Here is a 14729-nt window from a genome sequence, read left to right on the forward strand (position 1 = left end):
GTGGTCGGCAACCTATCGCGAATCCGTATCAGGGTGTCGAATGCTACTGATGAAATTAAGTGATTTGATCCGCAAGCGGTGCTCCCCTTATGTGCCTCAGTAGCGAAATACAGGAGCCTGAATGACACGCAAACTCTATGCACTCTCCGGAACCGACAGGAGCCGCCCCTTTTCGCCGCATGTGTGGAAGACGAAGCTATCGCTCGCGCACAAGGGCCTAGCCTTCGACATCGCGCCCGTCGGCTTCACCGAGATTCCGAGGCTGGAGCAGGGGGCGACGAAGATCGTTCCCCTGCTGCGCGACGGGGAGAAACTCGTCAGCGACAGCTTCGATATCGCTCTCTATCTCGAAGAGGCCTATCCCGATCGTCCCCCGCTGTTTTCCGGCGAAGGCGGAAAGGCCATGGCTCGCTTCGTCGAGGGCTGGTCGCAAACGGTTTTGCATCCCGCGATCGGACGTATCGCGATCATGGACATTCATGACAGCCTCGACCCGATCGACCGGGCTTATTTCCGGGCGAGCCGCGAGGAGCGCTTCGGAAGGCCGCTGGAGGCGGTTGCCGAGGCCGGGCGTGGAGACCTCGAAAGCTTCTCGGCGAAGCTCGAACCGCTCCGCCACATGCTGAAGTTTCAGCCGTTCCTCGGCGGCGACGGGCCGCTATTTGCCGATTATATCGTCTTTGGCGCGCTGCAATGGGCGCGTATCGCTTCGCCACGCCGCCTGCTTGCCGCAGGCGACGTCGTCACCGACTGGTTCGAGCGCTGCCTCGACCTTCACGACGGCTTGGGCCGCAGCGTGACAGCGGCGTGAAACTACAGCGCGAGGGGGCGAATCATCGCCGCGCCCCCTTGTTTTGCGCGGAATTGGCGGCTAATGAACCGCCACTTCTCAAGAGCAAGGGAAATTGAGCCAATGGCGATTGAACGTACCTTTTCGATGATCAAGCCGGATGCGACGAAGCGCAACCTGACCGGCGCCATCACCAAGATGCTGGAGGATGCCGGCCTTCGCGTCGTCGCCTCGAAGCGCGTCTGGATGAGCCGCCGCGAAGCCGAAGGCTTCTATGCCGTCCACAAGGAGCGCCCGTTCTTCGGCGAGCTCGTCGAATTCATGTCCTCCGGCCCGACCGTGGTCCAGGTTCTCGAAGGCGAGAACGCCATTGCCAAGAACCGTGAAGTCATGGGCGCTACCAACCCGGCTAACGCCGCCGAGGGCACGATCCGCAAGGTCCACGCTCTTTCGATCGGCGAAAACTCGGTTCACGGTTCCGATGCCCCGGAGACGGCTGCCGAGGAAATCGCCTACTGGTTCTCCGGCACCGAGATCGTCGGCTGAGCGATAAAGCAGAGACGTGACTTTCGAGCCGGGGCGGCGACGCTCCGGCTTTTTACGTCGGGCAACTGGCGGTCTCGAAGCGCGCCGGCGCCTTGCCGTCCTTGAAGACCTCCGGGTTCTTGTCGTAGGCCGGACCTTCGACAAGGGGTTTCGCCGGCATCACGTCCTGATCGATGTCCGAAATGACAGTCGTCTCCAATCTCTGAAGCGATGTCCCGTCCGGCCCTTTGACCTCGATGGTCACGGCATAGGGTCTCTGCTTCTTCACGCAGGTGATGTCCGGACTTTCCAGCACCACCTTGTTCAGCTTCGGGAAAAGCCGCCGTTCAAGGGTCAGCGGATTGCCGCCGGCAGGGTTTTCGAAGGTTGCGACGACAGTGCTCCCATCCGGAACCGGCTCCGTCTTGTTGAGGGTGACCATATAGGTCGCATAGGCCAGCCGATAGTTGAACACGAACATCTTGCCGGTCAGTTCGAGCGGATCCCTGCCGCTTTCGCGTTGACAGCCGGCAGCGACCGCTGCGGCGAGCAGAGCGGATATCATGGCTCTCTTCATGGCTTCGGTTCCTCCCTGCTGCGGCGATAATGACGCCTGGCCTTCGTGCGGTTGCCGCAAACCGCCATGTCGCACCACGTCCGGCTTCGGTTGCGGCTGCGGTCGAGAAACAGCCACGCGCAGTTGGGGCAGATTTTGAGGCGTTCCCTCTCCGGTCCGGCAATGAGACCAAGTGCCGAATGCGCCGTGGCCACATCGAGCGGCGTGCCTTTGCCCGTGTCCGCGGGTTGACGCAGGACGGTGGCGATCGCCTCGAGCAGATCGGCCAGGAGGTCCGGCCGATCCTCAGTCCGCACCAGCGCGCGGAAATGGCGGTCGGTCGCCTCGCGCAGTCCAATGAATGCGTTTCGGCGCACTGATTTTGCCGGGACGAGCGTGCCGAAACGGCTCCGTTCGGCGCCGTAGAGATTTGCGGCCTCGGCGAAGCTGTCGATCGCCGCCGGATCGTCGAAGCGATCGATCCGGCGCTCCGCGTCGAAGCGCAGGACCACGGAATTGGCGACGTCCAGTGCGAGCGCGCCGCCGGAGAATCGATGTGCGGTCCAGGTGAAGCTCATGCGAAAAGTCCTAACTGGTAAAAGCTATTTTACCAGTTATAGTACGCTTGTCATCACGCGGATGTGCCATGGCCTATTTCCTGCAGCAGATCGCCAATGCCGTGCCCGTGGCCGCGCTTTATGCGGCGCTCGCCTTCGGATACGCCATCGCCTTTGCCGTCACACGCCGGGCGGATCTGACCTATGGCGCACTCTTCGCCTTTGCAGGGCAAATCTTCGTGCTCTTCGCCGATGTCGGCTGGAGCCGGCTGTGACTGGTACTGCCGGCGGCGCTCGCGCTGGGGGCGGCAGCGGCGCTCGCATTCGGGCTCGGCGCCGGCCTTGTTGCCGGCCGCTACGTCATGAGGCCCCTGGCTTTTTCCTCCGCCAACGCGGTGGTCGTCGCCTCGCTCGGAAGCCTGCTGGTGTTGATGGAAACAGCCCGGCTCGCCTCCGACACCAGAAGCCTCTGGCTGCCGCCCTTCCTGAACGACGTGGTGGTGTTCTGGCCCAATCCCGCCTTTCCGGTCGCGCTGACGGTCGTACAACTCGTCAATACCGCGCTCATGGTGGCCCTTGTCGGCGGCGGCCATTGGCTGTTGACCCGTTCCTACGCCGGCCGCTACTGGCGTGCCGTTTCCGAGGATCGCAAGGCCGCCGCGCTTTGCGGTATCGATCCCGGCGTGGTCTATGTCGCCGCCTACGGCGTGGCGTCGCTGATCGCTGCGTTCTGCGGGATTCTCGCTGCTTCCTATTACGGCAACATGGATTTCGGCACCGGCCTGACCTTCGGGGTCAAGGTCCTGTTCATCGCGGCCATCGGCGGGCAGGCTTCGCCGCTATTCGCGGCACTGGGCGCAGCCGGCATCGGCCTCATGGAGACCTTGTGGAGCGCCTATGGACCCATCCTCTGGCGGGACTTCGCCATATTCGGCTTTCTGGTGATCGTGCTCGTGATCACGCGCCGGGAAAAGATCATTCCATGAACCGCTAGGCGGTGTGAGATCAGCGACGCGTCCAGCGATCGCGCGCCGCGTCGTCCGCATCCTTCGCGCTGACCCAATCGCCTGCGCTGCCGTCGGTGCGATGTTCCTTCTTCCAGAAGGGGGCCGAGGTCTTCAGGAAATCCATGATGAAATTCGCGCCATCGAATGCCGCCTGCCGGTGCGGCGAGGCGGTTACCACCAGGACGATGTTCGCTCCCGGCTCCATGCGGCCGAAGCGATGGATGGCGGTTGCGGCCTGCAGGCCGAAGCGCTCGACCGCTTCCTGGCATATCCGTTCGATCTCCGCCTCCGCCATGCCGGGATAGTGCTCGAGCTCGAGGGCGCCGAGGGCTCCGGCCTCGTCCCGGCACAGCCCCGCAAACGTGACCACCGCACCGATGTCAGTCCGCCCACGGCAAAGCGCCGAGACTTCGGCGGCGATGTCGAAGTCGTCGCGCTGGACGCGCACGGTGACCGGGGCAGCCATGATCTCAGCCGCCCGTCATCGGTGGGAAGAGGGCGATCTCGCGGGCGCCGGCGATCGGCTCGCCGTGCTCCACATGTTCCTGGTTGATCGCCGCGCGGATGACGTTCGCGTGCTCGAACACCGCGGCATACTCCTCGCCGCGGGTCTTCAGATGGCCAAGCAGATCGGCGATCGTGACGACATCCTCCGGCAGGTCCAGTGTTTCTTCCGGCCTGCCGATGCGTTCGCGAACCCAGGAGAAATAGACGAGGTTTACCGTGCTCATTCGTTGACCACATGTTTCAGGCCGGCGCGGAAATAGTCGTAGCCGGTATAGAGTGTGATGGCCGCGGCGATCCACAGAAGCAGGATACCGGCTTCCGTCACATAGGGCACGATCTTGTCGCCGGCCGGACCGGCGAGCAGGAACGCGATCGCCACCATCTGGATCGTCGTCTTCCATTTGGCAACCCGCGTCACCGGAACGCTGACCTTGAGAGCTGCAAGATATTCGCGCAGACCGGAAACCAGTATCTCGCGGCAGAGGATGATGATGGCAGCCCAGATCGACCAGCCGGCGATCGTCCCGTCGGCGGCCACGAGCAGCAGGATCGAGGCGACCAGCAGCTTGTCCGCGATCGGGTCGAGCATGCGGCCGATATTGGAGGTCTGCTTCCATATGCGGGCGAGATAGCCGTCGAAAAAGTCTGTGATCGAAGCCGCGACAAAGAGAATAAGCGCGGTCCAGCGCGCGAAGTCCGAGCTGTGAAGCCGGCCCTCGATGAAGAAGCAGAAGACGATCAGCGGCACGATCAGGATGCGGAAATAGGTCAGCAGATTCGGGATGCTATAGGCTATGGGCGTTGGCATGGATTCGGTTTCTCTGGACACGACAGTCCTCATTTCCCGCCATCTGGGGTCTCGGCGCGATCGATTCTAGTGGTCGAAGCGGGATGCGGGCGGAAACGCCGAATGCCTTTCCTCATCCCCTCCGGGTTCAGCTGTACAGAATGACTTTGCGACCATAAGGTCAACAGATCATTGCGTGACGCCTGTCATAATTGGCGGATTTCGCCTGAATGCAGGCTGAACCGCGCCGCGCCGTCATTTGGCGGCGTCTTCGTGGAAATGCTCGTAGACGATACGGGCGACCGTTTCGGAAATGCCGTTTACCGACATCAGGTCGTTGATGCCAGCGCGGGAGACTGCCTTGGCGGTTCCGAAATGGGTGAGGAGCGCGCGTTTGCGTGTCGGGCCGATTCCTGCGATCTCGTCGAGCGGATTCTTGACCATTTCCTTTTTCCGGCGAGCCCGATGCGAGCCGATCGCGAAGCGGTGCGCTTCGTCGCGCAGGCGCTGGATGAAATAGAGGACCGGGTCGCGCGGCGGCAGAGTAAAGCTTTCCCGGCCTTCGGCGAAGAAACGTTCGCGGCCGGCGTCGCGGTCGACGCCCTTGGCCACGCCGATCGCCGTCACGCTATCCTCTATGCCGAGTTCCTTGAGAATCGCACGAACCGCGGTCATCTGTCCTTGGCCGCCATCGATCAGGATGACGTCGGGCCACGCGGGGAAACCGGCATCCTCACCCGGCTCTGCGGACCGATCCGGCTTGCCCTCCTCTTTCAGGAGTCGGGAGAAGCGCCGCGTCATGACCTCGCGCATCATGCCGAAATCGTCGCCCGGCGTGATGTCGGTCGATTTGATGTTGAACTTTCGGTACTGGCCTTTGACGAAGCCCTCCGGGCCGGCGACCACCATGCCGCCCACCGCATTGGTGCCCATGATATGCGAGTTGTCGTAGATCTCGATGCGGCGCGGCACGTAAGGGAGTTGGAAGGTTGCGGCAAAACCTTCGAGCAGGCGCCCCTGCGAAGCGGTTTCGGCGAGCTTGCGGCCATGCGCCTCGCGGGCGTTTGCGAGCGCATGCTCGACGAGATCCTTCTTCTCTCCGCGCTGCGGCACGAGGATCGAGACCTTGTACCCGGATTTCTCGCTGAGCGCCTGTGCAAGCAGTTCCTGTTCCTCCACGGGGGCGCAGAGCAGGACCTGCCGCGGACAGGGCTTGTCGTCGTAAAACTGGGCAAGAAACGCGCTGAGCACCTCGGCGGGGGGAATCGAAGGGTCGGCTTTCGGAAAATAGGCGCGATTGCCCCAGTTCTGCCCCGTCCGGAAGAAGAACACCTGGATGCAGGAGATGCCGCCTTCGTGATGAATGGCGAAGACGTCCGCTTCCTCGACGCCGGCCGGATTGATGCCCTGGTGGCTCTGGACGTGGCTCAGCGCGGCCAGCCGGTCGCGGTAAAGCGCGGCACGCTCGAAATCCAGGTTTTCCGAAGCCTCGGCCATGGCGGAGGCAATGGTCGCCTTCACCGCCTGGCTCTTGCCGGAGAGAAAGTCCTTGGCTTCGCTGACCAGTTCCGCGTAGTCCGCATCGCTGATCTCGTTCGTGCACGGCGCGGAACAACGCTTGATCTGGTAAAGCAGACAGGGGCGCGTGCGTGTTTCGAAGACACTGTCCGTGCAGGTTCTGAGAAGAAAGGCGCGTTGCAGCGAATTGATCGTGCGTCCGACTGCTCCGGCCGAGGCGAAGGGGCCGAAATAGTCGCCTTTGCGGCTGCGCGCGCCGCGATGCTTGTAGAGCGCCGGCGCACGCGTATCGCCGGTGACGACGATATAGGGGAAGGACTTGTCGTCGCGCAGAAGCACGTTGAAGCGCGGGCGCAGGCGCTTGATGAGGTTCGCTTCGAGCAGCAGCGCCTCGATCTCCGTCCGCGTCGTCACGAATTCCATATGTGCGGTCTCGCGAACCATGCGCGCGATGCGGTTGGAGTGGCCGCGCCCCTGCGCATAGTTGCTCACCCGCTTCTTCAGGCTGCGGGCCTTGCCGACATAGAGCACGTCGCCGGCCTCGTTGAGCATCCGGTAGACGCCGGGCCCGTTCGGCAGGCGCTTGACGAAGGCCTGGATGAGTTCGGCTCCCTTGAGGCCCGCCGCGTCCGGCAGGCTCTCCGCCCATCCTATTGCCGGCGCCGGCCGTTCGGGCTCGGTCACTTCGACCAGATCGTCTTCGTCGTCCGTCTCCGTGGCGTCGTAAAGGATGCCGCCATCGGTGGGCGTCTGCCCGTTCATTCCACTATCTCCCGAATATCCGGCGTCTCCCAGGCAAGGTGCTGGCCGCCGTCGAGTGCAATCATCTGTCCGGTAACCGACGGCGTGTCGAAAAGGAAGCGGATCGCACGTCCGAATTCATCGAGCGCCGGACCGCGCCTGAGAATCAGCGCCTCGACCTGCGCCTCGAAATCACGCGGATCCTGTCGCTCGTTCGGCAGCGTCGGCCCGGGTCCGATGCCGTTGACGCGAATGTCGGGGGCGAGCGCCTGGGCCATCGTCTGAGTTGCCGTCCACAGCGCCGACTTCGACAACATATAGGAATAAAAGCGCGGATTTGGAGACCAGACGCGCTGATCGATCACATTGACGATGAGACCGGAGACGTCGGCCGGCCGCTGCAGGGCAAAATCGCGGGCGAGCAGGGAGGGGGCTTTGACATGCAGCGCGAAGTGCCGCTCCCATACCGCTTCGTCGAACTCGGCGAGGCTGTCCTTGTTGAACACCGAGGCGTTGTTGACGAGGAGATCCAGCGGACCGAGCAGGGCCGTTGCCTCGGCGATGAGCCCGGAGGCGGCGCCGGCTTCGGTAAGATCGGCTCTGAGTGCGACCGCCCTCGCGCCGGTCTGTCCCAGCTTCCCGGCGAGCGCCTCCGCTTCTGCGAACGATCCGTTCGCGTGAATGGCGAGCGCGAAACCGTGCGCCGCCAGATCCTCGACTATTGCCCTGCCGATGCGTCGGGCGCCGCCGGTAACGAGCGCCGCCTTGAGTGTCCTTTTCAACGTTTCGTCCCGTTCTTCGAATCCTGATGCCGAGTGGCAGAAGATATAGACTGGAAACGCTCGCCGAAACTCTCGCCGGAGGATTCATTTCTGAAAAATTAACGTGGAAGCCGTAATTTGCATTAGTTTGTATTGCTATAGTATATATTTCGTTAATCTTGAGTCATGGTTAATAAAACTCCTGTGTCTGCGCTGCAACATCGCTTTTCGGTCGCGTTGCCGCCACTAAAATTTCACATTTTGGCTCTTGAGATTCCTCATTTCCTGATCAATTTCGGGTCAACCGGGCGGGTTAATTGCAGATGTCCGGTGTTCCGCCGGGAAACACCTAAAACGGAACGCCGGTTCGAAAGGAGAATAGTATGCGTACGCTCACCACCACCCTCATGGCCTCGGCCATGGCCCTCGTTGCTTTCCAGGCCGCCCACGCCGCTGACGTGGTCGACGAAGTTCCGGCTGCTCCGGCTGCCGAATATACCGAACCGGCGGTGCGCAACTGGTCCGGCGCCTATGTCGGCGGCACCATCGACTGGCACCATGGCGAGGCCGATGCAACCGGCAACAATAAGTCGGTCGGTTTCGGCGGCGGTCTCTATGGCGGCTACAACGTTCAGGACGGTCAGATGGTTTATGGCGGTGAAGCCGACGTAAACTACACCGGCAACGACGCCCGCTCCAGCGGCCGCCGCGTCAAGCAGGGTGTCAACGGCTCGGTCCGCGGTCGCGTCGGTGTCGACCTGAACCCGGTTCTCGTATACGGCACGGCCGGTGTCGCACTCGGCAATGCCAAGCTTTCGACTCCGGCAGGCTCCGACGACAAGACTCTTGTCGGCTGGACCGCAGGCGTCGGCGCCGAAACCTTCGTCACCGACAACATCACCGCGCGTGCCGAATACCGCTACACGGATTACGGCTCCAAGGACTTCCGCGCCGGCGGTTCGACGATCTCGTCCGGCTACGACGAGCACAGCGTCAAACTCGGTATGGGCGTCAAGTTCTGATCCGTCCAACGCGATCGAAAAAGGCCGGGCTCACCCCCGGCCTTTTTTGTTTTGAGCCGCATCCTGCGGCGCGCGCCACGAGTCTCCTTCGCCCCGCTTGCGGGGAGAAGGTGGCCGGCAGGCCGGATGAGGGGCGATGCAAGCAAGAGCAAGCTTCGCGATGCTCAAGCCTTGAACTTCGAATAATCCGGGAAGTGCTTCTCGAATTTGGCAGGCCAGTTCTTGAGCTTGGGCCGGCCCTTCTGCCATTCGCCGGCGAAGCGCAGTTCGATGTAGCGCAGCGTGGCGGCGAGTGCGAAATGACCGGCATTGAGCTTCCCTCCGGTCTTGGGCAGGTTTGCTTCGAGGTAGTCGAGGCCCCGTTCCACCTTTTCCCATTGCCGGTCGATCCAGGGCTGGTGCACCTTTTCAGGCGGATGGAAGCGTTTCTCGTAGACGATCGCGAGCAGGCTGTCGCAAATGCCGTCGCAAAGTGCCTCGAAGATCTCGATCCGGGTACGCTTCTCGTGATTCTTCGGATAGAGCTTGCCCCCGGTTTCGCGATCGATGAAATGCATGATCGAGCGGCTGTCGTAGATTGCCAGGCCGTCGTCGGTGATCAGCGTCGGAATCTTTCCGAGCGGATTGTTGTCGATCAGCTGCGGCGGATTGGCATTGGTTTCCGTGAGAACGCTTTCCGCCGCGATTCCGGCATGATGAGCCGCCATGCGGACCTTGTTCGAATAGGGGGAGGCGGGCGAGTAGAGTATCTTCATGCGATGTCTTTCCATCATGGTGCTGGAGGCAACGAGACGGTGTCTCGTCTGCAGGCCTGTCGGTCGACTTGAGGGCAAGCCCTGAATTTCAGTTCCTTGTCGAAGCAGATCCTGATTTCTTCGAGTAACCTTCCTTCGCAGGTAACAGCGATCGACTCGCTCGTCATCCCGGAATTCTTCTTCTTGAAGGCCGCTTCGATCGCCTGGACGGAGAGGTTCTCCGCGCCGTCCGCAGCCGTCAATTCCGAGGGAATGGCGAGCCTCTCATGCGCGGCCCGCGTGACCGCGAAATAATCTCTCTGGCTGAGGCCGGAACAGGTGCCGTGCTTGCGCCACTGATGGCCGATAAGGCCCATCGAGGGGATGAGGTCGAAATATTGCCGTCCGAGCGATTCGGGCACGCGATCCGAGTGCCGCGTCCGGCAATATTCCGGATAGCTGCCTTCGTTCTGCGGCCAGAGCCCGTGTACGATCAGGCCATGTCCGCGGCCGGTCTCACACTGGTCGGACTTGCCTTTCGGATCGTTGGCGTCGCACCAGGTCGGCGACCAGGAGAGGGAAAGCACATAGAAGTCGAAGCCCGTGCCGACGGGCACAGGCGCCATTGACGCACGTCTCGCCAAATCATCCGAGGCGTTCGGGGCAGTCTGGCTGCCTTCTTCACCGCTACAGCCGAGAAGCGTGCCAAGGACGACGATTGCCGGCAACAGGCTGAAAGGCGTCGCATTCGATCGAGTTCGTGAGATGCGCTTCAGCTTTTCGTACCGATGCATGTCGTTGTCCCAAAACCGCTGCGCACTTTTGGGCGACATGCGTTAGGTGCTGCGATCACCGAAGCGAAGCGCAGTTGGCGCCGTAGACATACCATGGGTCGAGACCCCCGACGCAGAACTCGATATTGGACCCGACGCCGGCAAAGCCCCATGGCCGTTCGATCAGATACCACATCGGGCGCCGAACGCCGTCCGTGGTCACCGCGGTCGCGTAGCAATATTCGCGTTCCACCAGATGGGTGTAATCGCGCGGTTCGAAGCGGCTCTGACCCATTTCACGGATCTCGGCGATGGCGATGTTGGCGCGCAGATAGTTCGCCGCCTTGTAGTCGAAGCGCCGGGTAATGAAACCCAGGACGGAGGGGTTGCCGCAAACGCCGACGTCGTAGGTATGCCGGGCAACGGGAACTTCCGCAAAGTCTGCGGCGGCCGCGCTGCTGGTCACGCCGGCAACGAGGGAAAGCGAGGTGAGAAGCATTGCGGCAAGCTTGCAAGTCATGGCTACCTCCCTGAGTCGTCGTAAGAGATTGAAGCCACAGAACCTTATCCGTCAAGGCCCTCGATCGAGCGGCGCCTCGCCGCGCAGCCAGAAGCAACGCCCCGAAGCGAAACGATCCTGGGCGAGTTGTGTCTTCAGATAGGGTAGGAGAATGTCGAGTTCACCTTTCAGCGTGAAGGGCGGGTTGACGATGACGAGGCCGGACCCCGCGAGTCCCGTGGTAACGCGATCGCTGCGCACCGACAGTTCGGCGCAAAGCATCTTCGGGATTTCCAAAGCCTTGAGCGACTCATGAAAATCCCTGATCGGCGCGCCCTTCTTCAGCGGATACCAGAGACAGTAGATGCCGCCGGTGAAGCGGCGGTATGCCTTGGCCAGCCCGTCCACCAGCCGCTCATACTCGCCTTCGGCTTCGAAGGGAGGATCGACGAGAACGAGGCCGCGCTTTTCCTTCGGCGGCAGATGTGCGCCCAGCGCCAGCCAGCCGTCGAGCCGGGTGATGCGGCTCTGGAAATCACCTTCGAAGAGCCGGTGCAGCGCCTCGTGATCCTCCGGATGAAGTTCCATGGCCGACAGCCGGTCCTGCGGGCGAAACAACATGCGAGCGAGCTTCGGCGACCCCGGATAATGCATGAGGCCGCCCCCGGGGTTAAGGTCGCGAACGGCGGAAAGATACGGTTCGAGAATGGCGGCGACCGGGGCGGGAAGCTCTGCCTCGATCAGCCTTCCGATGCCCTCGCGCCATTCGCCGGTCTTCTGCGCTTCCTCGCTCGAAAGGTCGTAAACGCCGATCCCCGCATGGGTGTCCAGCACGCGGAAGGCCTTGTCCTTCTGCTTCAGATAGGTGACGAGCCGTGCCAGCACCGCGTGCTTCAGGACATCGGCGAAGTTGCCCGCGTGGTAGATGTGCCGGTAGTTCATAAGCGTTGCCGATGGCCGCGATCAATTGTTTCGATGAATGGCGAATGGGGCTTTGAGCGTCCCTGGCCATGCCATATAGAAAAGCCATGAACGTTGCGACCCCTATCAGACAAGAAAAAACCATCGGCCATTCGGTCTGTCCGCACGACTGTCCCTCGGCTTGCGCTCTGGAGGTCGACCTCACCGCCGACGGCCGGATCGGCCGCGTACGCGGAGCGGCGGAAAACACCTATACGGCGGGGGTGATCTGCGCCAAGGTCGCCCGCTATGCAGAGCGCATCTATCATCCCGGCCGGCTGATGGTGCCGCAACGCCGGCTCGGTGCGAAGGGCGACGGGCGTTGGCAGGAGATTTCCTGGGAGACGGCCCTGGACGAGATTGCCAACCAGTTCGTCAAAGCCGAGCAGAGACACGGCTCGGAGGCGGTTTGGCCCTATTTCTATGCCGGCACGATGGGGCAGGTGCAACGCGACTCCATCGAGCGGCTGCGCCACGCCAAGCGCTATTCCGGCTTCTTCGGGTCCATCTGCACCAATATGGCCTGGACCGGCTACACCATGGCGACCGGTACCCTGCGCGGGCCGGACCCAAGAGAGATGGCCAAGTCCGATTGCGTCGTGATCTGGGGCACCAATGCGGTTGCGACGCAGGTCAACGTGATGACCCACGCGGTCAAGGCGCGAAAGGAGCGCGGCGCCAAGATCGTCGTCATCGACGTCTACGACAATCCGACGATCAAGCAGGCCGATATGGGGCTGGTCCTGAAGCCGGGCACCGACGCGGCGCTCGCCTGCGCCGTCATGCACGTCGCCTTCCGCGACGGTCATGCGGACCGCGCCTATATGGCTGAATTCGCCGACGATCCCGCGGGGCTCGAAGCGCATCTGAAGACGCGCGGACCGGAATGGGCTTCCGCGATCACCGGGCTTTCGGTGGAGGAGATCGAAGCTTTCGCGAGACTCGTCGGGACGACGCCGCGGACCTATTTCCGTCTCGGCTACGGCTTCACCCGCCAGCGCAACGGTTCCGTCGCGATCCATGCCGCAGCCTCCGTTGCCACGGTGCTCGGCTCCTGGAAGCACGAGGGCGGCGGTGCCTTCCATTCGAACAACGACATTTTCCGGCTGGACAAGCGCGAGCTCGTCGGCAGCGCCCTTCACGATCCGGATGTGCGCATGCTCGACCAGTCGCAGATCGGCCGCGTGCTGACCGGAGACGCCGAGGCGCTTCGCCATCGCGGTCCTGTGACGGCATTGCTCATCCAGAACACCAACCCGGTCAATGTCGCGCCGGAGCAGCGGCTGGTGAAGCGCGGCTTTCTGCGCGACGACGTCTTCGTCGCCGTGCACGAGCAATTCATGACGGACACCGCGCAACTCGCGGACATCGTCCTGCCGGCCACCATGTTCCTCGAGCACGACGACCTTTATCGCGGTGGTGGACACCAGCATGTTCTGCTCGGGCCGAAAGTCGTCGAGCCGCCGCCGACCGTGCGCACCAATCTTTTCGTCATCGAAGAGCTGGCAAAGCGTCTCGGCGTCGCAGACTGTCCCGGCTTCGGGATGACGGAACGCCAGCATATCGATCGATTGCTCGCCAATTACGGCATCGGCTACGACGAGATGAAGGAGCGGAAATGGCTCGATTGCCAGCCGGCTTTCGAGGAGGCGCATTTCCTCAACGGTTTCGCGCATCCGGACGGCAGGTTCCGCTTCAAGGCGGATTGGACCGGTACGCCCGCGCCGAACCGGCCACCGAAGGCGATGGGGGTTCAGGGGCCGCACGGTGAACTTCCCGAGTTCCCAGATCATGTCGACCTCATCGAGGTAGCCGACGAGCGGCATCCGTTCCGGCTGGCGACGTCGCCGGCGCGGTCCTTCCTCAACTCCACCTTTGCCGAAACCCCGTCCTCGATCCAGAAGGAAGGCCGGCCGGAAGTCATGATCCATGCGGAGGATGCGGCCGAACTCGGTATCGCCGAGGGCGACGTCGTGAGGCTTGGCAACGGGCGTGGTGAAATTCGCCTGCACGCGAAGATCGGAGGGGGTGCCCGTCGCGGCGTCGTCATCGCCGAAGGGCTTTGGCCCAATGGCGCCCATTTGGACGGGGAGGGGATCAACGTCTTGACCGGTGCCGATGCCGTGGCACCCTATGGCGGCGCTGCATTCCACGACAACCGGGTCTGGATGCGGCGGACCTGACCGCCGCTCTCCAGATCACGATGTCTTTATGCCCCCTCGTCTGCGGGGCGGGCAGAGTTAATTCAGCCCAAGGACTTGGTCCGGCTGGATCCCTGTGACGAGCACAGGGCGATCGAACAAGGATTTCTTATGATCAAAAACGCAGACCCGCGCTTCCGGATCATCGATCGCAAGACGGTCTGGGATGGCTTCATCAATCTCGAGCAAATCACGATCGAGCAGGAAATGTCCGACGGCAGCACCGCGCGCCTCGTGCGTGAAGTCCACGACCACGGTCGCGCCGCAACGATCCTCCTCTTCGACCCGGAGCGGCAGGTGGTGGTTCTCGTCCGCCAGCTGCGCCTGCCGGTTTTCCTGCAGGGGGAAAAGGGATATCTCCTCGAAGCGCCGGCGGGCCTCCTCGACGGCGAAGCGCCGGAGGTCGCCATTTGCCGCGAGGCGATGGAGGAAACCGGCTACCGCATCGAGACGGCTATGCATCTCTTCGATGCCTATATGAGCCCCGGCTCCATTACGGAGCGCACGAGCTTCTTCCTCGGTCTCATCGATATATCGAAGAAGGTGGCGGCGGGCGGCGGGCTTGCGCATGAAGGCGAGGACATCGAGGTGTTGGAAATTTCCTTCGACGAAGCCGTCGCGGGGATCGGCACCGGCGAGATCTGCGACGCGAAAACCATCATGCTTCTGCAGTGGGCTATGCTCAACCGTGCCTCTCTGGCCAAGTAATCGCCTGATACTCTGCAATATTCTACATTACCGATATTTCACTGTTTGATCGCGCTGCGCTGCGGTAAGTCCTTGTCGTCTCC

Annotated in this window: 16 protein-coding genes and 1 pseudogene; 6 read left to right on the plus strand and 11 right to left on the minus strand. The window is 62.3% G+C overall.

Annotated elements, in window-relative coordinates; genetic code table 11:
- The first annotated feature begins 121 nt into the window (after window positions 1-121).
- Both AC6CIG_RS10835 and ndk read left to right on the plus strand, forming a co-directional pair.
- On the plus strand, window positions 122-811 hold the full coding sequence (locus AC6CIG_RS10835; protein WP_437408853.1) for a glutathione S-transferase family protein: 690 nt from the start codon (window positions 122-124) through the stop codon (window positions 809-811).
- A gap of 102 nt (window positions 812-913) precedes the next feature.
- Complete coding sequence (ndk, locus tag AC6CIG_RS10840) at window positions 914-1336, plus strand: nucleoside-diphosphate kinase (RefSeq protein WP_003531616.1); 423 nt, start codon at window positions 914-916, stop codon at window positions 1334-1336.
- Between the two features lie 52 nt (window positions 1337-1388).
- On the opposite strand, the gene AC6CIG_RS10845 is transcribed toward ndk, so the two are convergent.
- Window positions 1389-1892 carry a hypothetical protein gene (locus AC6CIG_RS10845; RefSeq protein WP_018094682.1) on the minus strand — a complete coding sequence of 168 codons (504 nt, stop codon included), beginning with the start codon at window positions 1890-1892 and terminating at the stop codon, window positions 1389-1391.
- The gene (locus tag AC6CIG_RS10850) at window positions 1889-2449 is read right to left on the minus strand and encodes a CGNR zinc finger domain-containing protein (protein ID WP_018094683.1); all 561 of its coding nucleotides are present in this window, start codon (window positions 2447-2449) and stop codon (window positions 1889-1891) included. Before AC6CIG_RS10850 ends, AC6CIG_RS10845 begins: the two co-directional genes overlap by 4 nt.
- Window positions 2450-2517: 68 nt before the next feature.
- Between AC6CIG_RS10850 and AC6CIG_RS10855 the strand changes: the two are divergent.
- Window positions 2518-3414: pseudogene (locus tag AC6CIG_RS10855) on the plus strand (branched-chain amino acid ABC transporter permease).
- Window positions 3415-3433: 19 nt separating this feature from the next.
- On the opposite strand, the gene AC6CIG_RS10860 reads toward AC6CIG_RS10855, so the two are convergent.
- The 5 genes from AC6CIG_RS10860 to AC6CIG_RS10880 form a co-directional block, all read right to left on the minus strand.
- The gene (locus AC6CIG_RS10860) at window positions 3434-3901 is read right to left on the minus strand and encodes a molybdenum cofactor biosynthesis protein MoaE (protein WP_437408854.1); all 468 of its coding nucleotides are present in this window, start codon (window positions 3899-3901) and stop codon (window positions 3434-3436) included.
- 4 nt (window positions 3902-3905) lie between these two features.
- Window positions 3906-4166, minus strand: a complete 261-nt coding sequence (gene moaD, locus AC6CIG_RS10865) for a molybdopterin converting factor subunit 1 (protein ID WP_379942488.1) — start codon at window positions 4164-4166, stop codon at window positions 3906-3908.
- Window positions 4163-4750, minus strand: coding sequence for a CDP-diacylglycerol--glycerol-3-phosphate 3-phosphatidyltransferase (pgsA, locus tag AC6CIG_RS10870; RefSeq protein ID WP_003531610.1), 588 nt, complete (start codon window positions 4748-4750; stop codon window positions 4163-4165). The genes moaD and pgsA overlap by 4 nt, the downstream gene beginning before the upstream one ends.
- A gap of 234 nt (window positions 4751-4984) precedes the next feature.
- Window positions 4985-7009 (minus strand): excinuclease ABC subunit UvrC, encoded by a 2025-nt coding sequence (gene uvrC, locus AC6CIG_RS10875; protein WP_437408855.1) that lies wholly within the window; start codon window positions 7007-7009, stop codon window positions 4985-4987.
- A complete protein-coding gene (locus tag AC6CIG_RS10880) occupies window positions 7006-7770 on the minus strand; it encodes an SDR family oxidoreductase (protein WP_018094688.1) in 765 nt (254 codons plus the stop codon). The genes uvrC and AC6CIG_RS10880 overlap by 4 nt, the downstream gene beginning before the upstream one ends.
- Window positions 7771-8132: 362 nt before the next feature.
- Between AC6CIG_RS10880 and AC6CIG_RS10885 the strand changes: the two genes are divergently transcribed.
- Window positions 8133-8771 (plus strand): outer membrane protein, encoded by a 639-nt coding sequence (locus AC6CIG_RS10885; RefSeq protein ID WP_018094689.1) that lies wholly within the window; start codon window positions 8133-8135, stop codon window positions 8769-8771.
- 164 nt (window positions 8772-8935) lie between these two features.
- Here the strand turns inward: AC6CIG_RS10885 and AC6CIG_RS10890 are convergent, their stop codons facing one another.
- From AC6CIG_RS10890 to AC6CIG_RS10905, 4 genes are read right to left on the minus strand one after another with little or no spacing between them, the layout of a single operon-like run.
- A complete protein-coding gene (locus AC6CIG_RS10890; RefSeq protein WP_437408856.1) occupies window positions 8936-9526 on the minus strand; it encodes a glutathione S-transferase in 591 nt (196 codons plus the stop codon).
- Between the two features lie 14 nt (window positions 9527-9540).
- Window positions 9541-10299 carry a ribonuclease T2 family protein gene (locus AC6CIG_RS10895; protein WP_437408857.1) on the minus strand — a complete coding sequence of 253 codons (759 nt, stop codon included), beginning with the start codon at window positions 10297-10299 and terminating at the stop codon, window positions 9541-9543.
- A 55-nt stretch (window positions 10300-10354) separates the two neighbouring features.
- On the minus strand, window positions 10355-10798 hold the full coding sequence (locus tag AC6CIG_RS10900; RefSeq protein WP_018094692.1) for a hypothetical protein: 444 nt from the start codon (window positions 10796-10798) through the stop codon (window positions 10355-10357).
- A gap of 51 nt (window positions 10799-10849) precedes the next feature.
- A complete protein-coding gene (locus AC6CIG_RS10905) occupies window positions 10850-11719 on the minus strand; it encodes a 23S rRNA (adenine(2030)-N(6))-methyltransferase RlmJ (protein WP_127709385.1) in 870 nt (289 codons plus the stop codon).
- Between the two features lie 68 nt (window positions 11720-11787).
- Here AC6CIG_RS10905 and AC6CIG_RS10910 point away from each other — a divergent pair, with 68 nt between their 5' ends.
- Together AC6CIG_RS10910 and AC6CIG_RS10915 are read left to right on the plus strand one after the other, a co-directional pair.
- The gene (locus tag AC6CIG_RS10910) at window positions 11788-13920 is read left to right on the plus strand and encodes a molybdopterin-containing oxidoreductase family protein (RefSeq protein ID WP_437408858.1); all 2133 of its coding nucleotides are present in this window, start codon (window positions 11788-11790) and stop codon (window positions 13918-13920) included.
- 129 nt (window positions 13921-14049) lie between these two features.
- On the plus strand, window positions 14050-14646 hold the full coding sequence (locus AC6CIG_RS10915) for an NUDIX domain-containing protein (protein ID WP_018094695.1): 597 nt from the start codon (window positions 14050-14052) through the stop codon (window positions 14644-14646).
- Window positions 14647-14729: the final 83 nt, after the last annotated feature.

It is taken from the genome of Sinorhizobium sp. GQ132 (genome assembly GCF_059758575.1).

Bases quoted from the DNA above. Each gene is read 5' to 3' on its own strand.
- AC6CIG_RS10850 (WP_018094683.1), bottom strand. From the start codon at position 2,449: ATGAGCTTCACCTGGACCGCACATCGATTCTCCGGCGGCGCGCTCGCA.
- AC6CIG_RS10905 (WP_127709385.1), bottom strand. From the start codon at position 11,719: ATGAACTACCGGCACATCTACCACGCGGGCAACTTCGCCGATGTCCTG.
- AC6CIG_RS10895 (WP_437408857.1), bottom strand. From the start codon at position 10,299: ATGCATCGGTACGAAAAGCTGAAGCGCATCTCACGAACTCGATCGAAT.
- AC6CIG_RS10900 (WP_018094692.1), bottom strand. From the start codon at position 10,798: ATGACTTGCAAGCTTGCCGCAATGCTTCTCACCTCGCTTTCCCTCGTT.
- AC6CIG_RS10910 (WP_437408858.1), top strand. From the start codon at position 11,788: ATGCCATATAGAAAAGCCATGAACGTTGCGACCCCTATCAGACAAGAA.
- AC6CIG_RS10890 (WP_437408856.1), bottom strand. From the start codon at position 9,526: ATGAAGATACTCTACTCGCCCGCCTCCCCCTATTCGAACAAGGTCCGC.
- moaD (WP_379942488.1), bottom strand. From the start codon at position 4,166: ATGAGCACGGTAAACCTCGTCTATTTCTCCTGGGTTCGCGAACGCATC.
- AC6CIG_RS10835 (WP_437408853.1), top strand. From the start codon at position 122: ATGACACGCAAACTCTATGCACTCTCCGGAACCGACAGGAGCCGCCCC.
- AC6CIG_RS10885 (WP_018094689.1), top strand. From the start codon at position 8,133: ATGCGTACGCTCACCACCACCCTCATGGCCTCGGCCATGGCCCTCGTT.
- uvrC (WP_437408855.1), bottom strand. From the start codon at position 7,009: ATGAACGGGCAGACGCCCACCGATGGCGGCATCCTTTACGACGCCACG.
- AC6CIG_RS10860 (WP_437408854.1), bottom strand. From the start codon at position 3,901: ATGGCTGCCCCGGTCACCGTGCGCGTCCAGCGCGACGACTTCGACATC.
- pgsA (WP_003531610.1), bottom strand. From the start codon at position 4,750: ATGCCAACGCCCATAGCCTATAGCATCCCGAATCTGCTGACCTATTTC.
- ndk (WP_003531616.1), top strand. From the start codon at position 914: ATGGCGATTGAACGTACCTTTTCGATGATCAAGCCGGATGCGACGAAG.
- AC6CIG_RS10915 (WP_018094695.1), top strand. From the start codon at position 14,050: ATGATCAAAAACGCAGACCCGCGCTTCCGGATCATCGATCGCAAGACG.
- AC6CIG_RS10845 (WP_018094682.1), bottom strand. From the start codon at position 1,892: ATGAAGAGAGCCATGATATCCGCTCTGCTCGCCGCAGCGGTCGCTGCC.